This window comes from Streptomyces sp. MMS24-W38, from assembly GCF_059889265.1.
The window spans coordinates 1253700-1271091 of sequence record NZ_JCBCPP010000001.1 but is presented as its reverse complement, the minus strand read 5'-3'; the positions used below and the strand labels follow the sequence as shown (position 1 = coordinate 1271091).

At 73.5% G+C, this 17392-nt stretch carries 14 protein-coding genes; 13 read left to right on the top strand and 1 reads right to left on the bottom strand.

Annotated features, from left to right (window positions below; translation table 11 throughout):
• Nucleotides 1–74: 74 nt before the first annotated feature.
• Nucleotides 75–356: an HPr family phosphocarrier protein gene (locus AC6F7H_RS04510; protein ID WP_114255742.1), complete on the bottom strand. Its 282-nt coding sequence runs from the start codon at nucleotides 354–356 to the stop codon at nucleotides 75–77.
• A 174-nt stretch (nucleotides 357–530) separates the two neighbouring features.
• Between AC6F7H_RS04510 and AC6F7H_RS04505 the strand changes: the two genes are divergently transcribed.
• From AC6F7H_RS04505 to AC6F7H_RS04445, 13 genes are all read left to right on the top strand, one after another.
• Nucleotides 531–3473 carry a bifunctional acetate--CoA ligase family protein/GNAT family N-acetyltransferase gene (locus tag AC6F7H_RS04505; RefSeq protein WP_500755350.1) on the top strand — a complete coding sequence of 981 codons (2943 nt, stop codon included), beginning with the start codon at nucleotides 531–533 and terminating at the stop codon, nucleotides 3471–3473.
• A 524-nt stretch (nucleotides 3474–3997) separates the two neighbouring features.
• On the top strand, nucleotides 3998–6841 hold the full coding sequence (locus tag AC6F7H_RS04500) for a Na+/H+ antiporter subunit A (protein WP_500755349.1): 2844 nt from the start codon (nucleotides 3998–4000) through the stop codon (nucleotides 6839–6841).
• Nucleotides 6838–7389, top strand: coding sequence for a Na(+)/H(+) antiporter subunit C (locus AC6F7H_RS04495; RefSeq protein WP_500755347.1), 552 nt, complete (start codon nucleotides 6838–6840; stop codon nucleotides 7387–7389). The genes AC6F7H_RS04500 and AC6F7H_RS04495 overlap by 4 nt, the downstream gene beginning before the upstream one ends.
• Complete coding sequence (locus tag AC6F7H_RS04490; protein WP_500755345.1) at nucleotides 7386–8993, top strand: Na+/H+ antiporter subunit D; 1608 nt, start codon at nucleotides 7386–7388, stop codon at nucleotides 8991–8993. The genes AC6F7H_RS04495 and AC6F7H_RS04490 overlap by 4 nt, the downstream gene beginning before the upstream one ends.
• A complete protein-coding gene (locus tag AC6F7H_RS04485; protein WP_500755343.1) occupies nucleotides 8990–9604 on the top strand; it encodes a Na+/H+ antiporter subunit E in 615 nt (204 codons plus the stop codon). Before AC6F7H_RS04490 ends, AC6F7H_RS04485 begins: the two co-directional genes overlap by 4 nt.
• Nucleotides 9601–9867 (top strand): MrpF/PhaF family protein, encoded by a 267-nt coding sequence (locus tag AC6F7H_RS04480; protein ID WP_500755342.1) that lies wholly within the window; start codon nucleotides 9601–9603, stop codon nucleotides 9865–9867. Before AC6F7H_RS04485 ends, AC6F7H_RS04480 begins: the two co-directional genes overlap by 4 nt.
• A gap of 5 nt (nucleotides 9868–9872) precedes the next feature.
• Entirely contained in the window at nucleotides 9873–10247 is a 375-nt protein-coding gene (gene mnhG, locus AC6F7H_RS04475) for a monovalent cation/H(+) antiporter subunit G (RefSeq protein ID WP_500755340.1), read from the top strand.
• 126 nt (nucleotides 10248–10373) lie between these two features.
• Entirely contained in the window at nucleotides 10374–10970 is a 597-nt protein-coding gene (locus AC6F7H_RS04470; RefSeq protein ID WP_219933639.1) for a DUF5998 family protein, read from the top strand.
• Nucleotides 10970–12220 carry an alkaline phosphatase family protein gene (locus tag AC6F7H_RS04465; RefSeq protein ID WP_500755338.1) on the top strand — a complete coding sequence of 417 codons (1251 nt, stop codon included), beginning with the start codon at nucleotides 10970–10972 and terminating at the stop codon, nucleotides 12218–12220. Before AC6F7H_RS04470 ends, AC6F7H_RS04465 begins: the two co-directional genes overlap by 1 nt.
• A 71-nt stretch (nucleotides 12221–12291) precedes the next feature.
• On the top strand, nucleotides 12292–12942 hold the full coding sequence (locus AC6F7H_RS04460; RefSeq protein WP_500755336.1) for a thymidine kinase: 651 nt from the start codon (nucleotides 12292–12294) through the stop codon (nucleotides 12940–12942).
• Nucleotides 12943–13220: 278 nt separating this feature from the next.
• The gene (locus AC6F7H_RS04455; protein ID WP_500755335.1) at nucleotides 13221–14357 is read left to right on the top strand and encodes a leucine-rich repeat domain-containing protein; all 1137 of its coding nucleotides are present in this window, start codon (nucleotides 13221–13223) and stop codon (nucleotides 14355–14357) included.
• Between the two features lie 83 nt (nucleotides 14358–14440).
• Complete coding sequence (locus AC6F7H_RS04450; protein WP_500755333.1) at nucleotides 14441–16180, top strand: ankyrin repeat domain-containing protein; 1740 nt, start codon at nucleotides 14441–14443, stop codon at nucleotides 16178–16180.
• Nucleotides 16177–17382, top strand: coding sequence for an AAA family ATPase (locus AC6F7H_RS04445; protein WP_500755331.1), 1206 nt, complete (start codon nucleotides 16177–16179; stop codon nucleotides 17380–17382). The genes AC6F7H_RS04450 and AC6F7H_RS04445 overlap by 4 nt, the downstream gene beginning before the upstream one ends.
• Nucleotides 17383–17392 lie beyond the last annotated feature (10 nt).

Genomic DNA, 17392 nt, shown 5'->3' with positions numbered 1-17392 from the left:
CCGAAAGGACGGAGCCGCGCCGCCCGGGAAGGGCGACGCGGCTCCACTCGCTGCCGGAGAAGCCGGAGAACCTGTCAGACGGTCTCGGGGAGCTCCTCGAGACCCTCGGAGACCAGCTTCGCCAGACGGTCCAGGGCGGCGTCGGCGCCCTCGGCGTCGGAAGCGAGGACGATCTCCTCGCCGCCCTGGGCGCCCAGGCCCAGGACGGCCAGCATGGAGGCCGCGTTGACGGGGGTGCCGTCAGCCTTGGCGATCGTCACCGGGACGCCTGCGGCCGTGGCGGCTCGGACGAAGATGGAGGCGGGACGGGCGTGAAGGCCCTCGGCCCAGCCGACGTTGACGCGGCGCTCAGCCATGTGTTGCTGCCCTTCGGTGTTCAGGTTGTCTAGACCAGTTTCCCATATCGGGAACCACGCCGGGAGCGGCACTCGTTCCCGCTCCCGGCGACACCGGACCGCGGCCTCGGTCCGGCTCGTGCACCCACAGACTGCCTCGCGCCGTTGTCGTACGCGAGCCGTACTCTGGGGCCCATGCAGATCTCGTCGGACCGGCATGAGTATCCCGCCCACTGGGAGGCCGACGTGGTGCTGCGCGACGGCGGCACCGCGCGCGTGCGGCCCATCACCGTTGACGACGCCGAGCGCCTGGTCAGCTTCTACGAGCAGGTGTCGGACGAGTCGAAGTACTACCGCTTCTTCGCGCCCTACCCTCGCCTGTCCGCCAAGGACGTGCACCGGTTCACACACCACGACTTCGTGGACCGGGTGGGACTGGCGGCCACCGTGGGCGGCGAGTTCATCGCCACCGTACGCTATGACCGGATCGGCCCCGACGGAACACCCGCCGCCTCCCACCCGTCGCCCGCCGGAGCGCCCGTCCCTGCGGTCTCCGACGAGGCCGAGGTCGCCTTCCTGGTGCAGGACGCCCACCAGGGCCGGGGCATCGCCTCCGCCCTCCTCGAACACATCGCCGCCGTCGCACGCGAGCGCGGCATCCGCCGGTTCGCCGCCGAGGTGCTGCCCGCCAACAGCAAGATGATCAAGGTGTTCACGGACGCCGGGTACACCCAGAAGCGCAGCTTCGAGGACGGTGTGGTCCGCCTGGAGCTCGACCTCGAACCCACCGACCGTTCGCTGGCCGTGCAGCAGGCGCGCGAACAGCGTGCCGAGGCCCGTTCCGTGCGGCGTCTGCTCACTCCCGGCTCGGTCGCCGTCATAGGCGTCGGCCGCGGGCCCGGCGGCGTGGGCCGCAGCCTCCTCGACAACATCCGGGACGGCGGATTCACCGGCCGCCTGTACGCCGTGAACAAGGCCTTCCCGCCGGAGCAGAAGGAACTCGGCAGCCCCGATGGGAGCGACGGGGGCGCGAGGGTGCCCGCCCACCGTTCGGTGCGGGACATCGACGGGCAGGTCGACCTCGCCGTCGTCGCGGTACCCGCCGAGCAGGTCCCCGAGGTCGTCGCCGAGTGCGGCGAACACGGGGTGCGGGGGCTCGTCGTGACGTCCGCCGGATACGCCGAAGCGGGCGCCGAGGGCCGTGAGCGCCAGCGCGCCCTCGTCCGGCAGGCGCGTACGTACGGCATGCGGATCATCGGGCCGAACGCGTTCGGGGTCATCAACACATCCCCGGACGTGCGGCTGAACGCCTCGCTCGCGCCCGAGATGCCGCGCCCCGGCCGCATCGGCCTGTTCGCCCAGTCCGGAGCCATCGGCATCGCCCTGCTGTCGCGGCTGCACCGGCGCGGCGGAGGCGTCACCGGCGTCACGGGCGTGTCCACCTTCGTCTCGTCCGGCAACCGCGCCGACGTCTCCGGCAACGACGTCATGCAGTACTGGTACGACGACCCGGACACCGATGTCGCCCTGATGTACCTGGAGTCCATCGGCAACCCCCGCAAGTTCACCCGCCTCGCCCGCCGGACCGCGGCGGTGAAGCCACTCGTCGTGGTCCAGGGCGCCCGCCACGGCGCCGGGCCCCGCGGGCACGCCGTGCGCGCGACGCGACTGCCGCACGAGACCGTCTCCGCGCTGCTGCGACAGGCCGGGGTGATCCGGGTGGACACCATCACGGAACTGGTCGACGCGGGTCTGCTGCTCGCCCGCCAGCCGCTGCCGGCCGGGCCCCGGGTGGCGATCCTGGGCAACTCCGAGTCCCTGGGGCTGCTCACCTACGAGGCGTGCCTCGCCGAAGGACTGCGCCCGGACCACCCGCTGGACCTCACCACCGCGGCGTCGGCGGCGGACTTCCACGCGGCCCTGTCCCGGGCGCTGGCCGACGACACCTGCGACGCGGTGGTCGTGACCGCGATCCCGGCACTGGGGGAAAGGACGGCCGGTTCCGTCGGCGACGCAGCGCTCGCCGAGGCGCTGCGCTCGGCCGCCGCCGCGACCCCGTCCAAGCCGGTCCTGGTGGTCCACGTGGAACTCGGCGGCCTGGCGGAGGCCCTGTCTGCGGCGGCGAGCACGGCCCCGCAGGCGGAGCCGTCCGCCCGGCCCCGCCCCGCGCCGCCGGCCGGGGAGTCGGCGGCCCCGCCCCGCCCCACCCCGCCGGCCGGGGAGCGCGCACCCGCCGACAGCCCTCCGCCGGCGCCCGTGCCCCTCCCCGAGGACGCCCACCTCATCCCCGCCTACCCCGCCGCCGAACGCGCCGTCCGCGCCCTCGCCCACTCCGTCACCTACGCCCAGTGGCGGCGGGACGCCGCCGACCCCGGCAGGGTGCCCGAGCACGAGGACATCGACGAGAAGGGCGCCGCCGGACTCGTCCACGCTCAGCTGACCCGCGGGCAGGGCCTGACCCTCGGCACCGAGGAGACCTGCGAACTGCTCGGCGCCTACGGCATCCACGTCCACCGCGCCCTCCCGGCTCCCACGCCCGACGCCGCCGTCGAGGCCGCCCGCACCCTGGGCCACCCCGTCGCCCTCAAGGTGACCGCCCCGCACCTCAGGCACCGCGCCGACCTGGGCGGCGTACGGCTGGACCTGGCGAACGAGGAACAACTGCGCCGGGCGTACGCCGAACTGACCCAGCAGCTCGGCACGCCCGAGGAGCTGCGCCCCGTCGTGCAGCGGATGGCGCCGCGCGGCGTCGACACCATCGTCCGCGCGGTGATCGATTCCGCGGCCGGTGCCGTGCTGTCCTTCGGGCTCGCCGGACCCCCTTCGCAACTGCTCGGCGACATGGCGCACCGGCTGATCCCGGTCACCGACCGGGAGGCGACCTCCCTGGTGAGGTCGATCCGCACCGCGCCCCTGCTGTTCGGCTGGCGCGGCTCGACCCCGGTCGACACCCCCGCGCTGGAGGAACTGCTGCTGCGGGTGTCGCGGCTGGTCGACGACCACCCCGAGGTCGTCGCCGTCAGCCTGGAGCCGGTGGTCGTCGCCACCCACGGCGTGAGCGTCCTCAGCGCCTCCGTACGCCTGGCCCCGCCGCCCGCCCGCGACGACCTCGGCCCCCGGACGCTCCCGGCGTACTGAGGAGCGCAAGCCCTCGAGGGTCCGATCCGGCAGGCCACCGGTTGTTTGGCGGCGCGTCGGGTGGGCACCTGTGCCCCGTCCCGCCCGCCCGACGAACGGAGAGAACGGCATGCGCCTCGGGGGCATCGACGCCGGCAGGACCGGATCCCCCTCGCCCGGCACACCACCCGCCCGGGGGAGGAGCACCGGACTCCCCGCCGAACCCGCCGCCGTCCCCCGGCGCGCTTTCCGCCGTCCTCCGGCGTGCTCCCGGCCGATCCACCGATCGGCCGCACGCGCGTCTGCCGCAGCCTGACGCGGGTCACCGACCCCGTACGCGCACCGTGTGCCGACCCTGAACGGGATGACGTGCGGCTCGGCCGAGCCGCACGCCCGGCTCCGTGTGGCGCGGCGGCGCCCCTCCGGACGGCTCCCCCTGCTACACAGAGCACTGAATATCGGCGAACCAGACATAATCCCCAAGGCTCGAGCGGAGGCCGCTCGCGCGTCAGCGGTCGGGCCACCGTGAAGGAGTAGGTGCCGACGTGCTGGTCCTGCTGGCCGCCTACGCGACGGTCGCAGCGTCGATCCCCTGGTGGGAACGTCGGCTCGGCCGTGGGGTGTGGGCCGTGGCGGCCCTGGTGCCGTCGGCGACGGTGGCCTGGGCGGCCACGCGGACGGCGGGCGTCCTGGACGGCGGCGCGTACGAGGAGTCCCTGCGGTGGGCTCCGTCGCTCGGTCTGACGATCGATCTGCGCCTGGACGCGCTGTCGCTGCTGATGCTGTGGGTGGTGGCCGGTGTCGGGGCACTGGTGCTGCTGTACTGCCGGTACTACGTCGAACATGACGCCGGCCCGCTGGCCGCTCTGCTGCTGGCCTTCGCCGGGGCGATGATCGGACTGGTCCTGGCGGACAACCTCATCGTCCTGTACGTCTTCTGGGAGCTGACCACGGTCGCCTCCTTCCTGCTGATCGCAGGCCCCGGAAAGCGGGCCGAGCAGCGCCGGGCCGCCCGCCAGGCCCTGCTGGTGACGGCGGCCGGCGGCCTGGCGATGCTGCTCGGCTTCATCCTGTTGGGCCAGGCGGCCGGCACCTACCGCGTCTCGGCGATCCTCGCGGACCCCCCACGGGGCGGCGCGGTCTCCGCCGCCGTGGTGCTCGTCCTGGCCGGCGCGTTCACCAAGTCCGCGCAGATGCCGCTGCACGGCTGGCTGCCCGCGGCGATGGTGGCCCCCACACCGGTCAGCGCCTTCCTGCACGCGGCGGCGATGGTCAAGGCCGGGGTCTACCTGATCGCCCGCCTGGCGCCCGCCCTGGCCGACGTGACGCCGTGGCGGCCGATGGTGCTCGGCGTGGGGCTCGCCACGATGGTGGTGGCCGCGTGGCGGGCGCTGCGCGAGACCGACCTGAAGCTGCTCCTCGCCTATGGGACCGTCAGCGAACTCGGTCTGCTGACCGCCCTGCTGGGCGCCGGAACCCGGACGGCGGCGCTGGCCGGCGTGGTGATGCTGCTGGCGCACGCGGCGTTCAAGTCGGCGCTGTTCCTGTCCGTCGGGATCGTGGACCACCACACCGGTACCCGCGACATCCGGGAGCTGTCGGGACTGGGCCGCCGGCTGCCCGTGCTCTTCGGCGTCACGGCACTCGCCACCGCCTCGATGGCCGGTCTGCCGCCCCTCATCGGCTTCCTGGGCAAGGAAGCCGCCCTGGACGCGTTCCTGCACGGCACCGAACTCACCGGCCACCAGCAGCTGACGGTGGTGCTCGTGTGCGGCTCCACGCTGACCGTGGCGTTCGCGGCACGGTTCCTGCACGGCGCCTTCGGCGGGCCGCCGACGGGGAGGGCGGTACGGTCCGCGCGGAGCCCGGAGGCGGGATTCGTCGCACCGGTGGCCGTACTGTCCGGGGCGGGCCTGGTACTGGGCGTGGCGTACCCCGGCACGGCGGCCCTGACCACCGCCTACGTCGACGCCTACCCGCCGGGAGCCGGCGGACCGTACGAACTGTCCCTGTGGCACGGCTTCACCCCGGTACTCGGGCTGTCCGTGCTGTCGCTCGTCGCCGGTGCCCTGATCCACGCGCTCCGCCGCCGCGCCGCCGCGGTGAACCGCCTGCCGCGCCTGACCGACGTGCAGCACGCGTACGACCGCGCGGTCGAGGGCGTGGACCGGCTGGCCGTGACACTGACCCGGCACACCCAGGTCGGCTCGCTGCCCGTCTATCTGACCGTGCTGCTCACGACGGTCGTCGCGGTGCCCGGCGCGGCACTCATGGCGGCGGCACCGTCGTTGGGGGCACCGCCCCTGTGGCGGTATTCGCTCGAACCGGTGCTGGCCGTGGTCATGCTGGCGGCCGCCACGGCGGTGGTGGCCGCCCGGCACCGGCTCACCGCCATCCTGCTGACCGGGGCCGTCGGGTACGGCGCTGCGGGCCTGTTCCTGGTACGCGGAGCCCCGGACCTGGCGCTCACCCAGTTCCTGGTCGAGACGACGACGCTGGTCGTCGTGGTGCTGGTGCTGCGCCGGATGCCGGCCCGGTTCGATCCCGGCCGCAGGTCGGTGCCGGGGCGGGTGCTGCGGGGCGCGGTGGCCGTCGGGGTCGGCGCCGTCGTCACCTGCTTCGCGCTGGCGGCGGCCTCCGCGCGTACGGCCCCGGTGATCTCGCCCGGATACCTGCGCCGGGCGGCGGAGACGGGCGCCCTCAACGTCGTCGACGCGATCATCGTCGACTTCCGGGCCCTGGACACGCTGGGTGAGATCTCGGTCGTGCTGGTGTCGGCGGTCGGAGTGGGCAGCCTGATCCGGTTCCGCGACCGCGACGCGGTGCGGGGCACCGACGAGGAGCCGCCGACCCGCTTCCCCACGACGCACTGGGACGAGCCCCGGCAGACCTGGCTGCCGGGAGCCGGTGAACGGCCCGGCGGCGAGCGCTCGGTCCTGCTGGAAGTGGCCGTCCGGCTGCTCTTCCCCTCGATCCTGGTGCTCTCGGTGTTCCTGCTGTTCTCCGGGCACTACCGACCCGGCGGAGGGTTCTCCGGCGGACTGGTCGCGGGGCTGGCGTTCGTCCTGCGGTACCTCGTCGGCGGCCAGGCCGACCTCGGCGCCGCCGTACGCCTGCGTCCGGTCGCGGTCGCGGGCACGGGCCTGGTGATCGCGGCGGTCACCGCCCTGGCGCCGCTGACCGTCGGCGGTGCGCCGCTGGACAGCCGCCTGGTGACCTGGCACCCGCCGCTGCTGGGCGAGGTGAAGTGGGCGACCAGCCTGTTCCTCGACGCCGGTGTCTACCTGCTCGTGGTCGGTGTCGTCCTCAAGCTCCTGTCGGCGGTGGGCGTCTCGCTCGGCGAGGCCGGTGCGGCGGCGGCCCGGGAAGAGGAGGGATCCGTCCGGTGAACGGCGCGGTGGACAACACGGTGAACACCCTCGACGTGACGATGGCCGTCGTGGTGGGCGGCCTGTTCACGATCGGCTTCCACCTCATGCTGCAACGGTCCCTGATGCGGGTCGTCCTCGGCTTCATCCTCCTGGGCCACGGCACCAACCTGCTGCTCCTGGTCGCCGGCGGCACCCCCGGCCGGCCCCCGGTACTGGACGGGAAGCCGGTGAACCCGGCGGAGCCCGCCGACCCGCTGCCCCAGGCCATGGCACTGACGTCGATCGTGATCACGTTCGGTCTCACGGCGTTCCTGACGGCCCTCGCCTACCGTTCCTGGCGGTTGTCCGGCAGCGACGAGGTGCGCGACGACGTGGAGGACCGGCGCATCGACATCGCCCTGCAGCGCGCCGGGTCCGACGAGGTGAGCGGCACACACGAGGAAACCGACCTCGACGACGGCGACGGACCCGACGACGACAACGAACCGGACGACGGCGGCGAACCCGGCGACGGCGACGAGCCGGACCACCGCGACCACGGCACCACCCCGGGGGACCACCGATGACCGCACTGCTGCTCGTCCTGCCCGTGGTACTGCCGGTCCTGGCCGCCGGTGTGACCCTGCTCGGCCTGCCCGGCCGGGTGGTCCGCGCGATGAGCACCCTCGTACTGGCGGGCGTCCTGGCGGACGCGGCGGCTCTGCTGGTCCTCGCCGAAACCCGCGGTCCGCAGGCCGTGCACGTCGGCGGCTGGCCGGCCCCGCTGGGCATCACGCTCGTCGCCGACCGGCTGTCGGCGCTCCTGCTCATGGTGTCCCTCCTGGTGACCCTGGCCGTGCTGCTCTTCGCCATCGGCCAGGGCACCGCCGAGGACCGCCGCAGCACGGCGGAGGTCTTCCACCCCGCCTATCTGCTGCTCGCCACCGGGGTGAGCCTGGCCTTCCTCACCGGCGACCTGTTCAACCTCTTCGTGGCCTTCGAAGTGCTGCTCGCCGCCTCCTACGTCCTGATCACCCTGGACGCCGACGGGAACCGCACCCGGGCGGGCATGACGTACACGATCATCAGCCTGACGTCCTCCCTGCTGTTCCTCACGCTCGTCGGCCTGGTGTACGCGGCCACCGGCACGGTCACCCTGGCCCAGCTCGGGCCGCGGCTCGCCGAACTCCCCGACGGCCTGCGCGGCGCGCTCGCCCTGCTGCTCCTGGCCGTCCTGGGCATCAAGGCGGCGCTCGTCCCCCTGCACTTCTGGCTGCCCGACAGCTATCCCACCGCGCCGGCGCCGATCACCGCCGTGTTCGCCGCACTGCTGACCAAGGTCGCCGTCTACGCCCTGCTGCGCACCCAGACGCTGCTCTTCCCGCGCTCCAGCGTGTGGATCCTGCTGGCCTGCGTGGCGATCGCCACCATGATCGTGGGCATCCTCGGCGCCCTCGCGCAGGACGACGTCAACCGGCTGCTGTCCTTCGCCCTCGTCGGCCACATCGGCTTCATGCTGTTCGGGCTCGCGCTGTTCGACACCCTCGGGCTCACCGGCACGGTCCTCTACATGGTCCACCACATCGTCGTCCAGGCCGCGCTCTTCCTGGCCGCCGCCCTCGTCGTACGCCACACGGAGACGACGGGCCTGGAACGCATGGCACAGCGGCCGCCCCCGACGCCGGTGGTCGCCGTGCTGTTCGCCCTCCCCGCCCTGAGCCTGGCCGGGATCCCGCCGTTCTCCGGGTTCGTGGCCAAACTGACCCTGCTGCGGGCCGGCGTGGGGCAGGGCGGCACCGCGGCGTACGCCCTCGCCGCGGCCGCCCTGCTCACCAGCCTGCTGACGATCTACGCCATGACCCGGGTGTGGACCAGGGCCTTCATGCGGCAGAAGCCGTATCCGGACCGCCGCGACGCGGACCGTCCGGACCCGCACCGCCGCGAAGGCGACCGCCGGACCCCGGCACCGCGGGACGAGCCGACGGCCTCCGACACCGTCCGCAGCCCGGAGCCCCGCGCCGGCCGGTACGGGGCCGGGCTGATGACCGCCGCCACCGCCGTCATGGTGGTGACCAGCGTCGCGGTGGCCGTCTGGGCGGGCCCGCTCGCCCACGTCGGCGAACAAGCCGCACACGAGCTCCTCGACCCGCAGGCCTACCGCTCCGCCGTCATGACCGGGGAGGACCGTTGACCCTCCGGGAGAACGCCCGTCGCATCCGGCACCACCTGCCCATGACCGGCTGGCTGTGGCTGCTGTGGATCCTGCTGTGGGGGTCGGTGAGCCCGGTGGTCCTCGTCGGAGGTCTGCTCGTCGCCACGGCCGTCGTCGGGACCTTCTCCCTGCCGCCGGTCCTGCCGGGGGCCGTGCCCCGGCCCCTGGCGATCGGGCGTCTGCTGATCGCCCTGCTCACCGACCTCATCGGGTCCGGGGCCAGCGTCGCCTGGCAGGTCCTGAGATACGGGGGAAGGACGTCCGCCGCGATCGTCGAAGTCCCGCTGCGCGTCGACAGCGACCTGCTGATCACCGCCGTGGCCGAGTTCACCACCATCGCGCCCGGCACGCTGGTGGTGGAGATCGACCGGCGCCGGCAACGGCTGTACGTCCACACGATCCCGGTCCACGACGAGGCCGACATCGCCCGCCGCAGAAAGGCGGTGCAGTCCGTGGAGCGCAGGGTCGCGCGGGCCGTCGGCACGGCCCGCCGCCGCACCGGACCGCCCGGAGACGAGGGTCCCGGGCCACCCGGAGACGACGGCTGCGGGCCTTCCCCCGACCCCGATCGAGGAGGCAGAACGCCATGACCGTCATGTACACCGCCACCCTGGCCGTGGTGGCCGCGGCCGGACTGCTCACCCTGCTGCGGCTCGTGCGCGGTCCGGACGCGCTCAACCGCATCGTGGCGCTGGACGTCCTGCTGACGATGATCATCGCGGGGACCGCCGTGGGCATGGCCGTGCGCGAGGACACCACGCCCCTGCCCGTGCTCGTCGTCCTCGCCCTGCTCGCCTTCACCGGATCGGTGACGGCCGCCCACCTGATCGAGAAGCGGGCGGGCCTGCGGTGACCGCCGTGTCCGACGTGATCACCGCCATCCTGCTCCCGGCCGGTGCGGTCTTCTGCCTGCTCGGCTCCGTGGGACTGCTCCGCTTCCCGGACATCGGCAGCCGCCTGCACGCGGCCGCCAAGGCCCAGACGCTCGGCCTGCTGCTCATCCTGGCGGGAACCGCCGCGCAGATGCCCCTGCGCTACGCGCCGGTGCTCCTGCTCGTCATCCTGTTCCAGCTGCTCACCGCGCCGATCACCAGCCAGATCGTCGGCCGTACCGCCTACCGGGTCCAGGCCCTCGACCGCAGCAGGCTGTTCCGGGACGAACTCGCCGACCGCCTCGCGCGGGACGGCACCCCGGTGGACGAGCAGCCGTCGGGCGAGGACGCGGACCGGTGAAGCGGATCGGTGACACCCCGCCGCTCGAACACCCGGGCGGCTCGACCGGGCAACTCCCGGCGGACCCGGACCGACGCGAGCGGGAGTGCCGCGACCGGTGCTTCGCAGTCAGCGGTCCCCCGTAGGATGGGCGCCATGGCCAAGACCAGTACGACGACCCAGGGGCTGCGGGCGGCGATCGAGCGCAGCGGCTACTACCCGGCCCTCGTGGCCGAGGCGGTGGAGGCCGCCGTGGGCGGCGAGCCCGTGCGCTCGTACCTGGTCCACCAGGAGACGACGTTCGACCAGAACGAGGTGCGGCGCCATGTGACCGTGCTCGTCCTCACCGGCAACCGCTTCATCGTCAGCCACACCGACGAGCAGGCCGCCGACACCACCTCCCCTACGCCCTACGCCACCACGTCCACGGAGTCCGTGAAGCTCGGCCGGATCTCGTCGATCGTGGTCAGCCGCGTGGTCGCCAACCCCGAGTCGTACAAGCCGGGCACCCTGCCCCGCGAGATCGTGCTCACCATCGGCTGGGGCGCGGTCTCCCGCCTCGACCTGGAGCCGGCCGCCTGCGGCGACCCCAACTGCGAGGCCGACCACGGCTACACCGGCAGCTCGACCGCCGACGACCTCAGCCTGCGGGTCAGCGAGGCCGGGGACGGCCCGGAGACGGTGCGCCAGGCGCTCGCCTTCGCGCAAGCCCTCTCCGAGGCGACCGCGGACCCTACGAACTGATGACAGACACCTCCCGGACCCCGCACACCCCGAACCCCGCGCAGGCCGCCCACACCACCGCCTGGCCCCTCACTCCCGGGGCCTACCCCGAGCCCCTCGCCCCGGCCTCCGCGCCCCGGCCCGAATACGGCACCGGATCACTGGCCGACCTGCTGCCCACGCTCGCCGCGGGCATGGGCGTCCCCGGCCTCACCGCCGCGATCCCGGAACTGCCCCCCGCCGACCGGAACTGCGTGTTCCTGATCGACGGCCTCGGCTGGGAGCAGCTGAAGGCGCACCCCGAGGAAGCCCCGTTCATGGCGTCCCTGCTGCCCGCCTCGCGCGGCGGCACCGGACGGCCGATCACCACGGGCTACCCGGCCACCACCGCCACCTCCCTCGCCTCCGTCGGCACCGGTCTGCCGCCCGGAGCGCACGGCCTGCCCGGGTACACCGTGCGCAACCCGGACACCGGTGAACTGATGAACCAGCTGCGCTGGCAGCCCTGGACCCGGCCCGACACCTGGCAGCCTCACCCCACCGTCTTCGAGCTGGCCCACCGCGCCGGGGTGCATGCCGCCCAGGTGTCCTCGCCCGCCTTCGCCCACACGCCGTTGACGAAGGTCGCGCTGAGCGGTGGCACCTTCCACGGGCGGCTGTCCGGCGAGGAGCGCATGGACCTCGCGGCCGAACAACTGGCCGCCGCCGACCGCTCCCTGGTCTACACGTACTACGCCGAGGTCGACGGCGCCGGACACCGCTTCGGCGTCGACTCCGACACCTGGCGCGGCCAGCTCATGTACGTGGACCGCCTGGTCCAGCGACTGGCCGAACAACTCCCGCCGCGCAGCGCGCTCTACGTCACCGCCGACCACGGGATGGTCGACGTGCCCTTCGACGAGGAGCACCGCATCGACTTCGACCACGACTGGGAGCTGAGCGCCGGGGTCGCCCTGCTCGGCGGCGAGGGCCGCGCCCGCCACGTCTACGCCGTCCCCGGCGCCGAGAGCGACGTACTGACCTGCTGGCGCGAGGTGCTCGGTGAGCAGTTCTGGGTGGCCTCGCGGGACGAGGCGATCGCGGCGGGCTGGTTCGGCCCCCGCATCGACGACCGCGTGTACCACCGCATCGGCGATGTGGTCGCCGCCGCGCGGGACGACGTGCTGGTCATCGCCTCGGAGCGGGAGCCGAAGGAGTCGGCGATGGTCGGCAACCACGGTTCGCTGACCCCTGCCGAGCAGCTGGTCCCGCTGCTCGAAGTACGCTCCTGAGGCTCCCGCCCGCCGACTCCCGGCCACCGTCCCGACCCAGCCCGCCCCCACCGAAAGGTGCCCAACCTCCCATGCCCGAGCTCGTGTTCTTCTCCGGAACGATGGACTGCGGGAAGTCGACGCTGGCTCTCCAGATCGAGCACAACCGCTCGGCGCGCGGCCTGGTGGGCATGATCTTCACCCGTAACGACCGTGCCGGGGAGGGCAAGCTGTCCTCCCGCCTCGGCCTGGTCACCGACGCGGTGGAGGTCGGGGACCGTGCGGACCTGTACACACACCTCGTCGACCACCTCACGCAGGGCAGGCGCGCGGACTACGTGATCGCGGACGAGGCACAGTTCCTGGCACCGGAGCAGATAGACCAGCTCGCACGTGTGGTGGACGACCTGGAGATCGACGTCTACGCCTTCGGCATCACGACCGACTTCCGCTCCAAACTGTTCCCGGGCTCCCAGCGCCTGGTCGAACTGGCCGACCGGGTCGAGGTACTTCAGGTCGAGGCCCTGTGCTGGTGCGGCGCCCGCGCCACCCACAACGCCCGCACCGTCGGCGGAGTCATGGTCGTGGAAGGCGCCCAGGTGGTGGTCGGCGACGTCACCGACTCCGCGGACGAGGTCGGCTACGAGGTCCTGTGCCGCCGCCACCACCGCCGCCGCACGACGGCCGCGACGGCCCGCGCGGCGGCACTGTCGCCGGACGTGCTTCCCGTCTCCTCCGCCTGACGCACCGGTCGAGACCTGTGTGCGGGTGGCGCACAGAAAACCTCAGTCGAACAAGTGATCGGCAGCGCGGCGAACCTCGCTATGATCTTCCACGGCAAGGCCGTAGCGCAGAGGTCGTCGCGCCCTAGCATCAAGCTGGAGGACGTCGGTTCGAATCCGACCGGCCTTGCCGCCCTTGTCGTGGAGGAGAATCGATTGGCGTCGGTCCGCCCTGGGCGCGCGGAGGGCGATGCCGCCCTTGGCGAGCCGGGCACCGGCGATGGACCGGTGGAGTGGTGATGACGCAGCCGACACCCGTGCGCTGCCCGGCGATCGAGCACCCGGACATCCCGGTCAGCGATCCCTCGGCACTGGATCCGCTGCTGGCCCGGCTGCGGTCGGAGCGAGCGGTGGAGACCGACGAGGCTTTCCCTCTGGGTACCCTGCGCGCGGACGGCCGTGTCGACCTGTGCAAGCAGGGGCTCGGAGCGGCCGGCGCCGCTCGGCTGCTGCCCGTCGCTGCTTCCTCACCGCACGCCCGGCACGTTCTGCTCGGCACCAACGCCATCGGCGACGAAGGGGCGTTGACGGTCGCCCGAACGCTCGGCGACGGCCACGGCCTGCACACGCTCTACCTCGGCTGCAACCGCATCGGCCCGGAAGGCGCCGTCGCGCTCGCCGACGCGTTCTCGGCCGACGACACCGTCCGCGCCCTGTGGCTCAAGCGCAATCCGGTGGGCGACGACGGTGCCCTGGCCCTCGCCGCGATGCTCCGCCGCAACACCACGCTGCGCACCCTCGACCTGGTCAACACCGGTGTCACCACCGACGGCCTGCGCGCGCTGCTCGACGCTCTCACCCACCGCCCGCGTCCGGTGGAACGCCTCTTCCTCGGCGGGAACGGCCTGACCGCCGATGCCGCCGGCCTGCTGGCGGCGTTGATCCGTGAGGCGGGCGTGCGCGAGTTGTACCTGCCCGCCAACCACCTCGGCGACGAAGGCGCCGCCGTCCTCGCGGCAGCCGCCGCCGAATCCGGACGGCCGGTGCGCCTCGGCCTGGGCGGCAACGGCATCGGCCCCGCCGGGGCGCGCGCCCTCGCCGACGCCCTGGGCGCCATCGAGGCGCTCGACCTGGGACGGCCGATGTCGGAGCGGAGCCTCGGCGCCCCCGCCAACGCCACCGGTGACGAAGGCGCGCACGCGCTGGCCGCCGCGCTTCCGGGCAGCCCGCTGCGCCGGCTCGAGCTGTGCCACACGGGGCTCACCGGGCGGGGTGCCAAGTCCCTGCTGGCGGCAGTGCCGGACGACTCACCGCTGGAGTACGTCGGCCTGGGGCCGGGATTGCCCCGGAGGGTGAAGCGGTCCTTCATCCAGCGCCTGCGGCCCGCGACCGGGGCCCACCCCGACCTGCGCGCGATAGGAAGTGTCTACCGTTGAGCCGCCGCCCCGAACTGCCTTGCTTCCCGCCCGAGGAGGCGGCGAGTTGGCGACGGATCCGTCGCTACGCGGTACCCCGGCGCATGATCGAGCGTGCGACCGAACACCGTACGGCCGGTGACTGGCGGGCGGCGTGCGCGGCGGCCCAGGTGGACGTCGCCATCGACCTGCCGGAGGTCGCCGAGCACTGCGGCCACGACGTCGCCACGGCGCTGGAGGACGACCTGCGCCACCTGGCCCCGGACCTCGTGCGCTGGCACCTGCCCCGGGTACTGGGCGGGTGGACCACCCTCGACACCGATCGGACCGTGGTCCTCGCCCGCTACCGGCCGGTGCGAGCGGGCGAAGGCCCCCGTTCCACGCCCTACCTGCACATCACCACGCCCGCGATGCTGGAGGGCCCGCAGCGGATCACCCTGCGTTTCCGCACCGTCGCGGACGAGAGGACCGCCGGCGTCTTCGGGCGCCCGACCGAGGACTGGCGGTACGCCCGGCACCTGTGGGACGCGCGCCACACCGCCGAACTGCGCGAGCGGTGCGGCGGCACCGAACGGCCCCCCTTCTTCCACGCCGACGGCCGCCCACGCCGTACGGACGAACTGCCCACGGCCGATCCCGGCCCCGACGACGCGTCGGCCCGGGCCGAGTGGATCACCCTGCTGCATCAGAGGGGCGAGGTCGAGGCGGCCTTCACCGCGGCCGGGATCGAGATCGACCTGACACCCCCGGCCGGTGGCCCCGCCTGGTACCGGGCCGATCCGACGGTGCTCCTCGGCAGGCTCGCGCTCGACCACACCCGCCTGGAGGGGGAGGTCCGTCGGCTGAAGGACGAGGGCGTCGGCGACCGGTTCCTCATTGTCGGCGACTGGCGCATGTGCATCCTGCTGGAGCCGAAGACCACCGGTCTCGGGGTGAGGGCCGTCGGCCGCGAGGAGGCCAAGGAGGTGCCCTTCCTGGCCGAAGCGCTCTGGCGCAGGCTCCCTGACCTCGACCTGCTGCGCGTCGGTGGAGTCGAGTCGCAGCACCTGCATCCGCTGGTCCGCGAGGCGCTGTTCCCCGCCCTCCGGGTCACCGGCGGGACCGTCGGCCCACCGGGCCCCGGCCTCCCCGTACCCGTTCGGGTGAGATGCCGAGGTGAATGGCACGAGGTGGGCTTCCGCCCCGGCGGTCTGCTCCGCATGCCGCACAGCGACGAGGAACAGCAGCGCGAGCGCGCCCTGCGTGCGTTCGGCGGAGCCGTCGCCGGGTGCTTCGCCGTCGAACAGACCTGGGCATCGGGAAGCGGCCGGCTGCCGAAGGCGCTCCGCGCCCAGCGGCAGGACCTGTTCCTGCGCGCCCAGCACGGCGACACACACGGCGTGCTCGAACTCCTGGACGCGGGCATGGACCCCCGGGTGCGCGACGCCTCCGGACGCTCGCTGCTCCACGTACTGCACCTGCTCGACCACGAACCGCTCCTGCCCCGGCTGCTCGCGGCGGGGCTCGACCTCGAGGCCCGGGACCAGCGGGACCGCACACCGCTGGTCGTGGCGGTCAACGACGGTGGTTCCAGAGCCCTCGTGGAGGCGTTCCTCGCCGCCGGTGCCCGGATCGACGTGGAGGATCAGTCGGAGCTGTCGCTGGCCCAGATCATCCGCCGCTACAAGCGTTCCGACCTGGCCTTCCTCCGGCAGCGCGTACGGGAGGAACACCCGGGCATCGGCGCCGACTGGTGGGACGAGTGGATGGACCGCAAGGAGCAGGACGACGCGGACGACCACGAGCCCGACGAGCCCGACGAGCCCGACGAGTTCGGTGAGTACAGCAAGGAACCACCCTTTTGAACACCGCACCCACCCCCCGCACCGCACCGGGCCCGCTGGCCGCCGCGGACGACCTCGTCGCCAGGCTGCGCGCGCGGCGCACCGAACCCGCCGCCAATCCCCAACTGGAGGCGCTTGCCCTGGCCGTGACGGCCAACCAGCCGGTCCTGCTCTGGGGTGAACCGGGCATCGGCAAGTCGGCCGGACTGGAGCAGCTCGCCGCCGGACTCGGCCTCCCGCTGGAGACGGTCATCGCCAGCGTGCACGAGCCGTCGGACTTCGCGGGGCTGCCGATCGTCGGGGACGACCCGGCCGTGACCGGCGTGCCGATGGCCCCACCGGACTGGGCGGTCCGGCTCACCCGCGCCGGACAGGGCCTGCTCTTCTTCGACGAACTGTCCTCAGCGCCCCCGGCCGTGCAGGCGGCACTGCTGCGAGTCGTCCTCGAACGCCGGGTCGGCAGCCTCGTCCTGCCCGACGCGGTGCGCATCGTCGCCGCCGCCAACCCGCCGTCGAGCGCCGCGGACGGCTGGCACCTCAGCCCGCCGCTGGCCAACCGCTTCGTCCACCTCGACTGGACCCATGACCCGGCCACGGTCGCGCGCGGCATGGCCGGCACCTGGCCGGAGGTGGCCATTCCCGCGGTCGATCCGGCCAAGGTGCCGGGTGCCGTCGCGCGGGCCCGCGGTGCCGTCTCCGGTTTCCTCACGGCCCGGCCGGGACTGGTCCACCACATACCTGCCGACGCCGAGAGCCGGGGCCGCTCCTGGCCGTCCCCGCGCACCTGGGAGATGGCGCTGAGGCTGCTCGCCACGGGATACGCGACCGGCGCCGGCCGCGAGGCGACGGCCGCCGCCCTCACCGGCGCAGTCGGGGACGGCGCGGGCATCGAACTGCTGTCGTACCTGGAACACCTCGATCTGCCCGACCCCGAGCGGGTTCTTGCCGACCCCGACGCGTTCGCCCTGCCCGAGCGCGGCGACCGGCAACTGGCCTTCCTCATCGCGATCGTCGCCGCCATCCAGAGCGATCTCACCCGGCCCCGCTGGGAGGCCGGCTGGGCTGTCCTGGCCAAGGCGGTGGACGCGGGCGTACCGGACGTGGCCGCCCGGGCCGCCACCGACCTCGCGTCGATGCGTCGGCTCGACTGGCCCGTACCTCCCGGCATCGACGGGTTCCTGGACCTGCTGCAGATGTCCGGGGCCCTGCCCGGCAGCCGTTGAGGCCCACGGG

Coding starts and splice junctions, on each gene's coding strand:
- AC6F7H_RS04510 (WP_114255742.1), bottom strand. CDS start 356: ATGGCTGAGCGCCGCGTCAACGTCGGCTGGGCCGAGGGCCTTCACGCC.
- AC6F7H_RS04505 (WP_500755350.1), top strand. CDS start 531: ATGCAGATCTCGTCGGACCGGCATGAGTATCCCGCCCACTGGGAGGCC.
- AC6F7H_RS04490 (WP_500755345.1), top strand. CDS start 7,386: ATGACCGCACTGCTGCTCGTCCTGCCCGTGGTACTGCCGGTCCTGGCC.
- AC6F7H_RS04480 (WP_500755342.1), top strand. CDS start 9,601: ATGACCGTCATGTACACCGCCACCCTGGCCGTGGTGGCCGCGGCCGGA.
- AC6F7H_RS04470 (WP_219933639.1), top strand. CDS start 10,374: ATGGGCGCCATGGCCAAGACCAGTACGACGACCCAGGGGCTGCGGGCG.
- AC6F7H_RS04465 (WP_500755338.1), top strand. CDS start 10,970: ATGACAGACACCTCCCGGACCCCGCACACCCCGAACCCCGCGCAGGCC.
- AC6F7H_RS04460 (WP_500755336.1), top strand. CDS start 12,292: ATGCCCGAGCTCGTGTTCTTCTCCGGAACGATGGACTGCGGGAAGTCG.
- AC6F7H_RS04455 (WP_500755335.1), top strand. CDS start 13,221: ATGACGCAGCCGACACCCGTGCGCTGCCCGGCGATCGAGCACCCGGAC.
- AC6F7H_RS04450 (WP_500755333.1), top strand. CDS start 14,441: ATGATCGAGCGTGCGACCGAACACCGTACGGCCGGTGACTGGCGGGCG.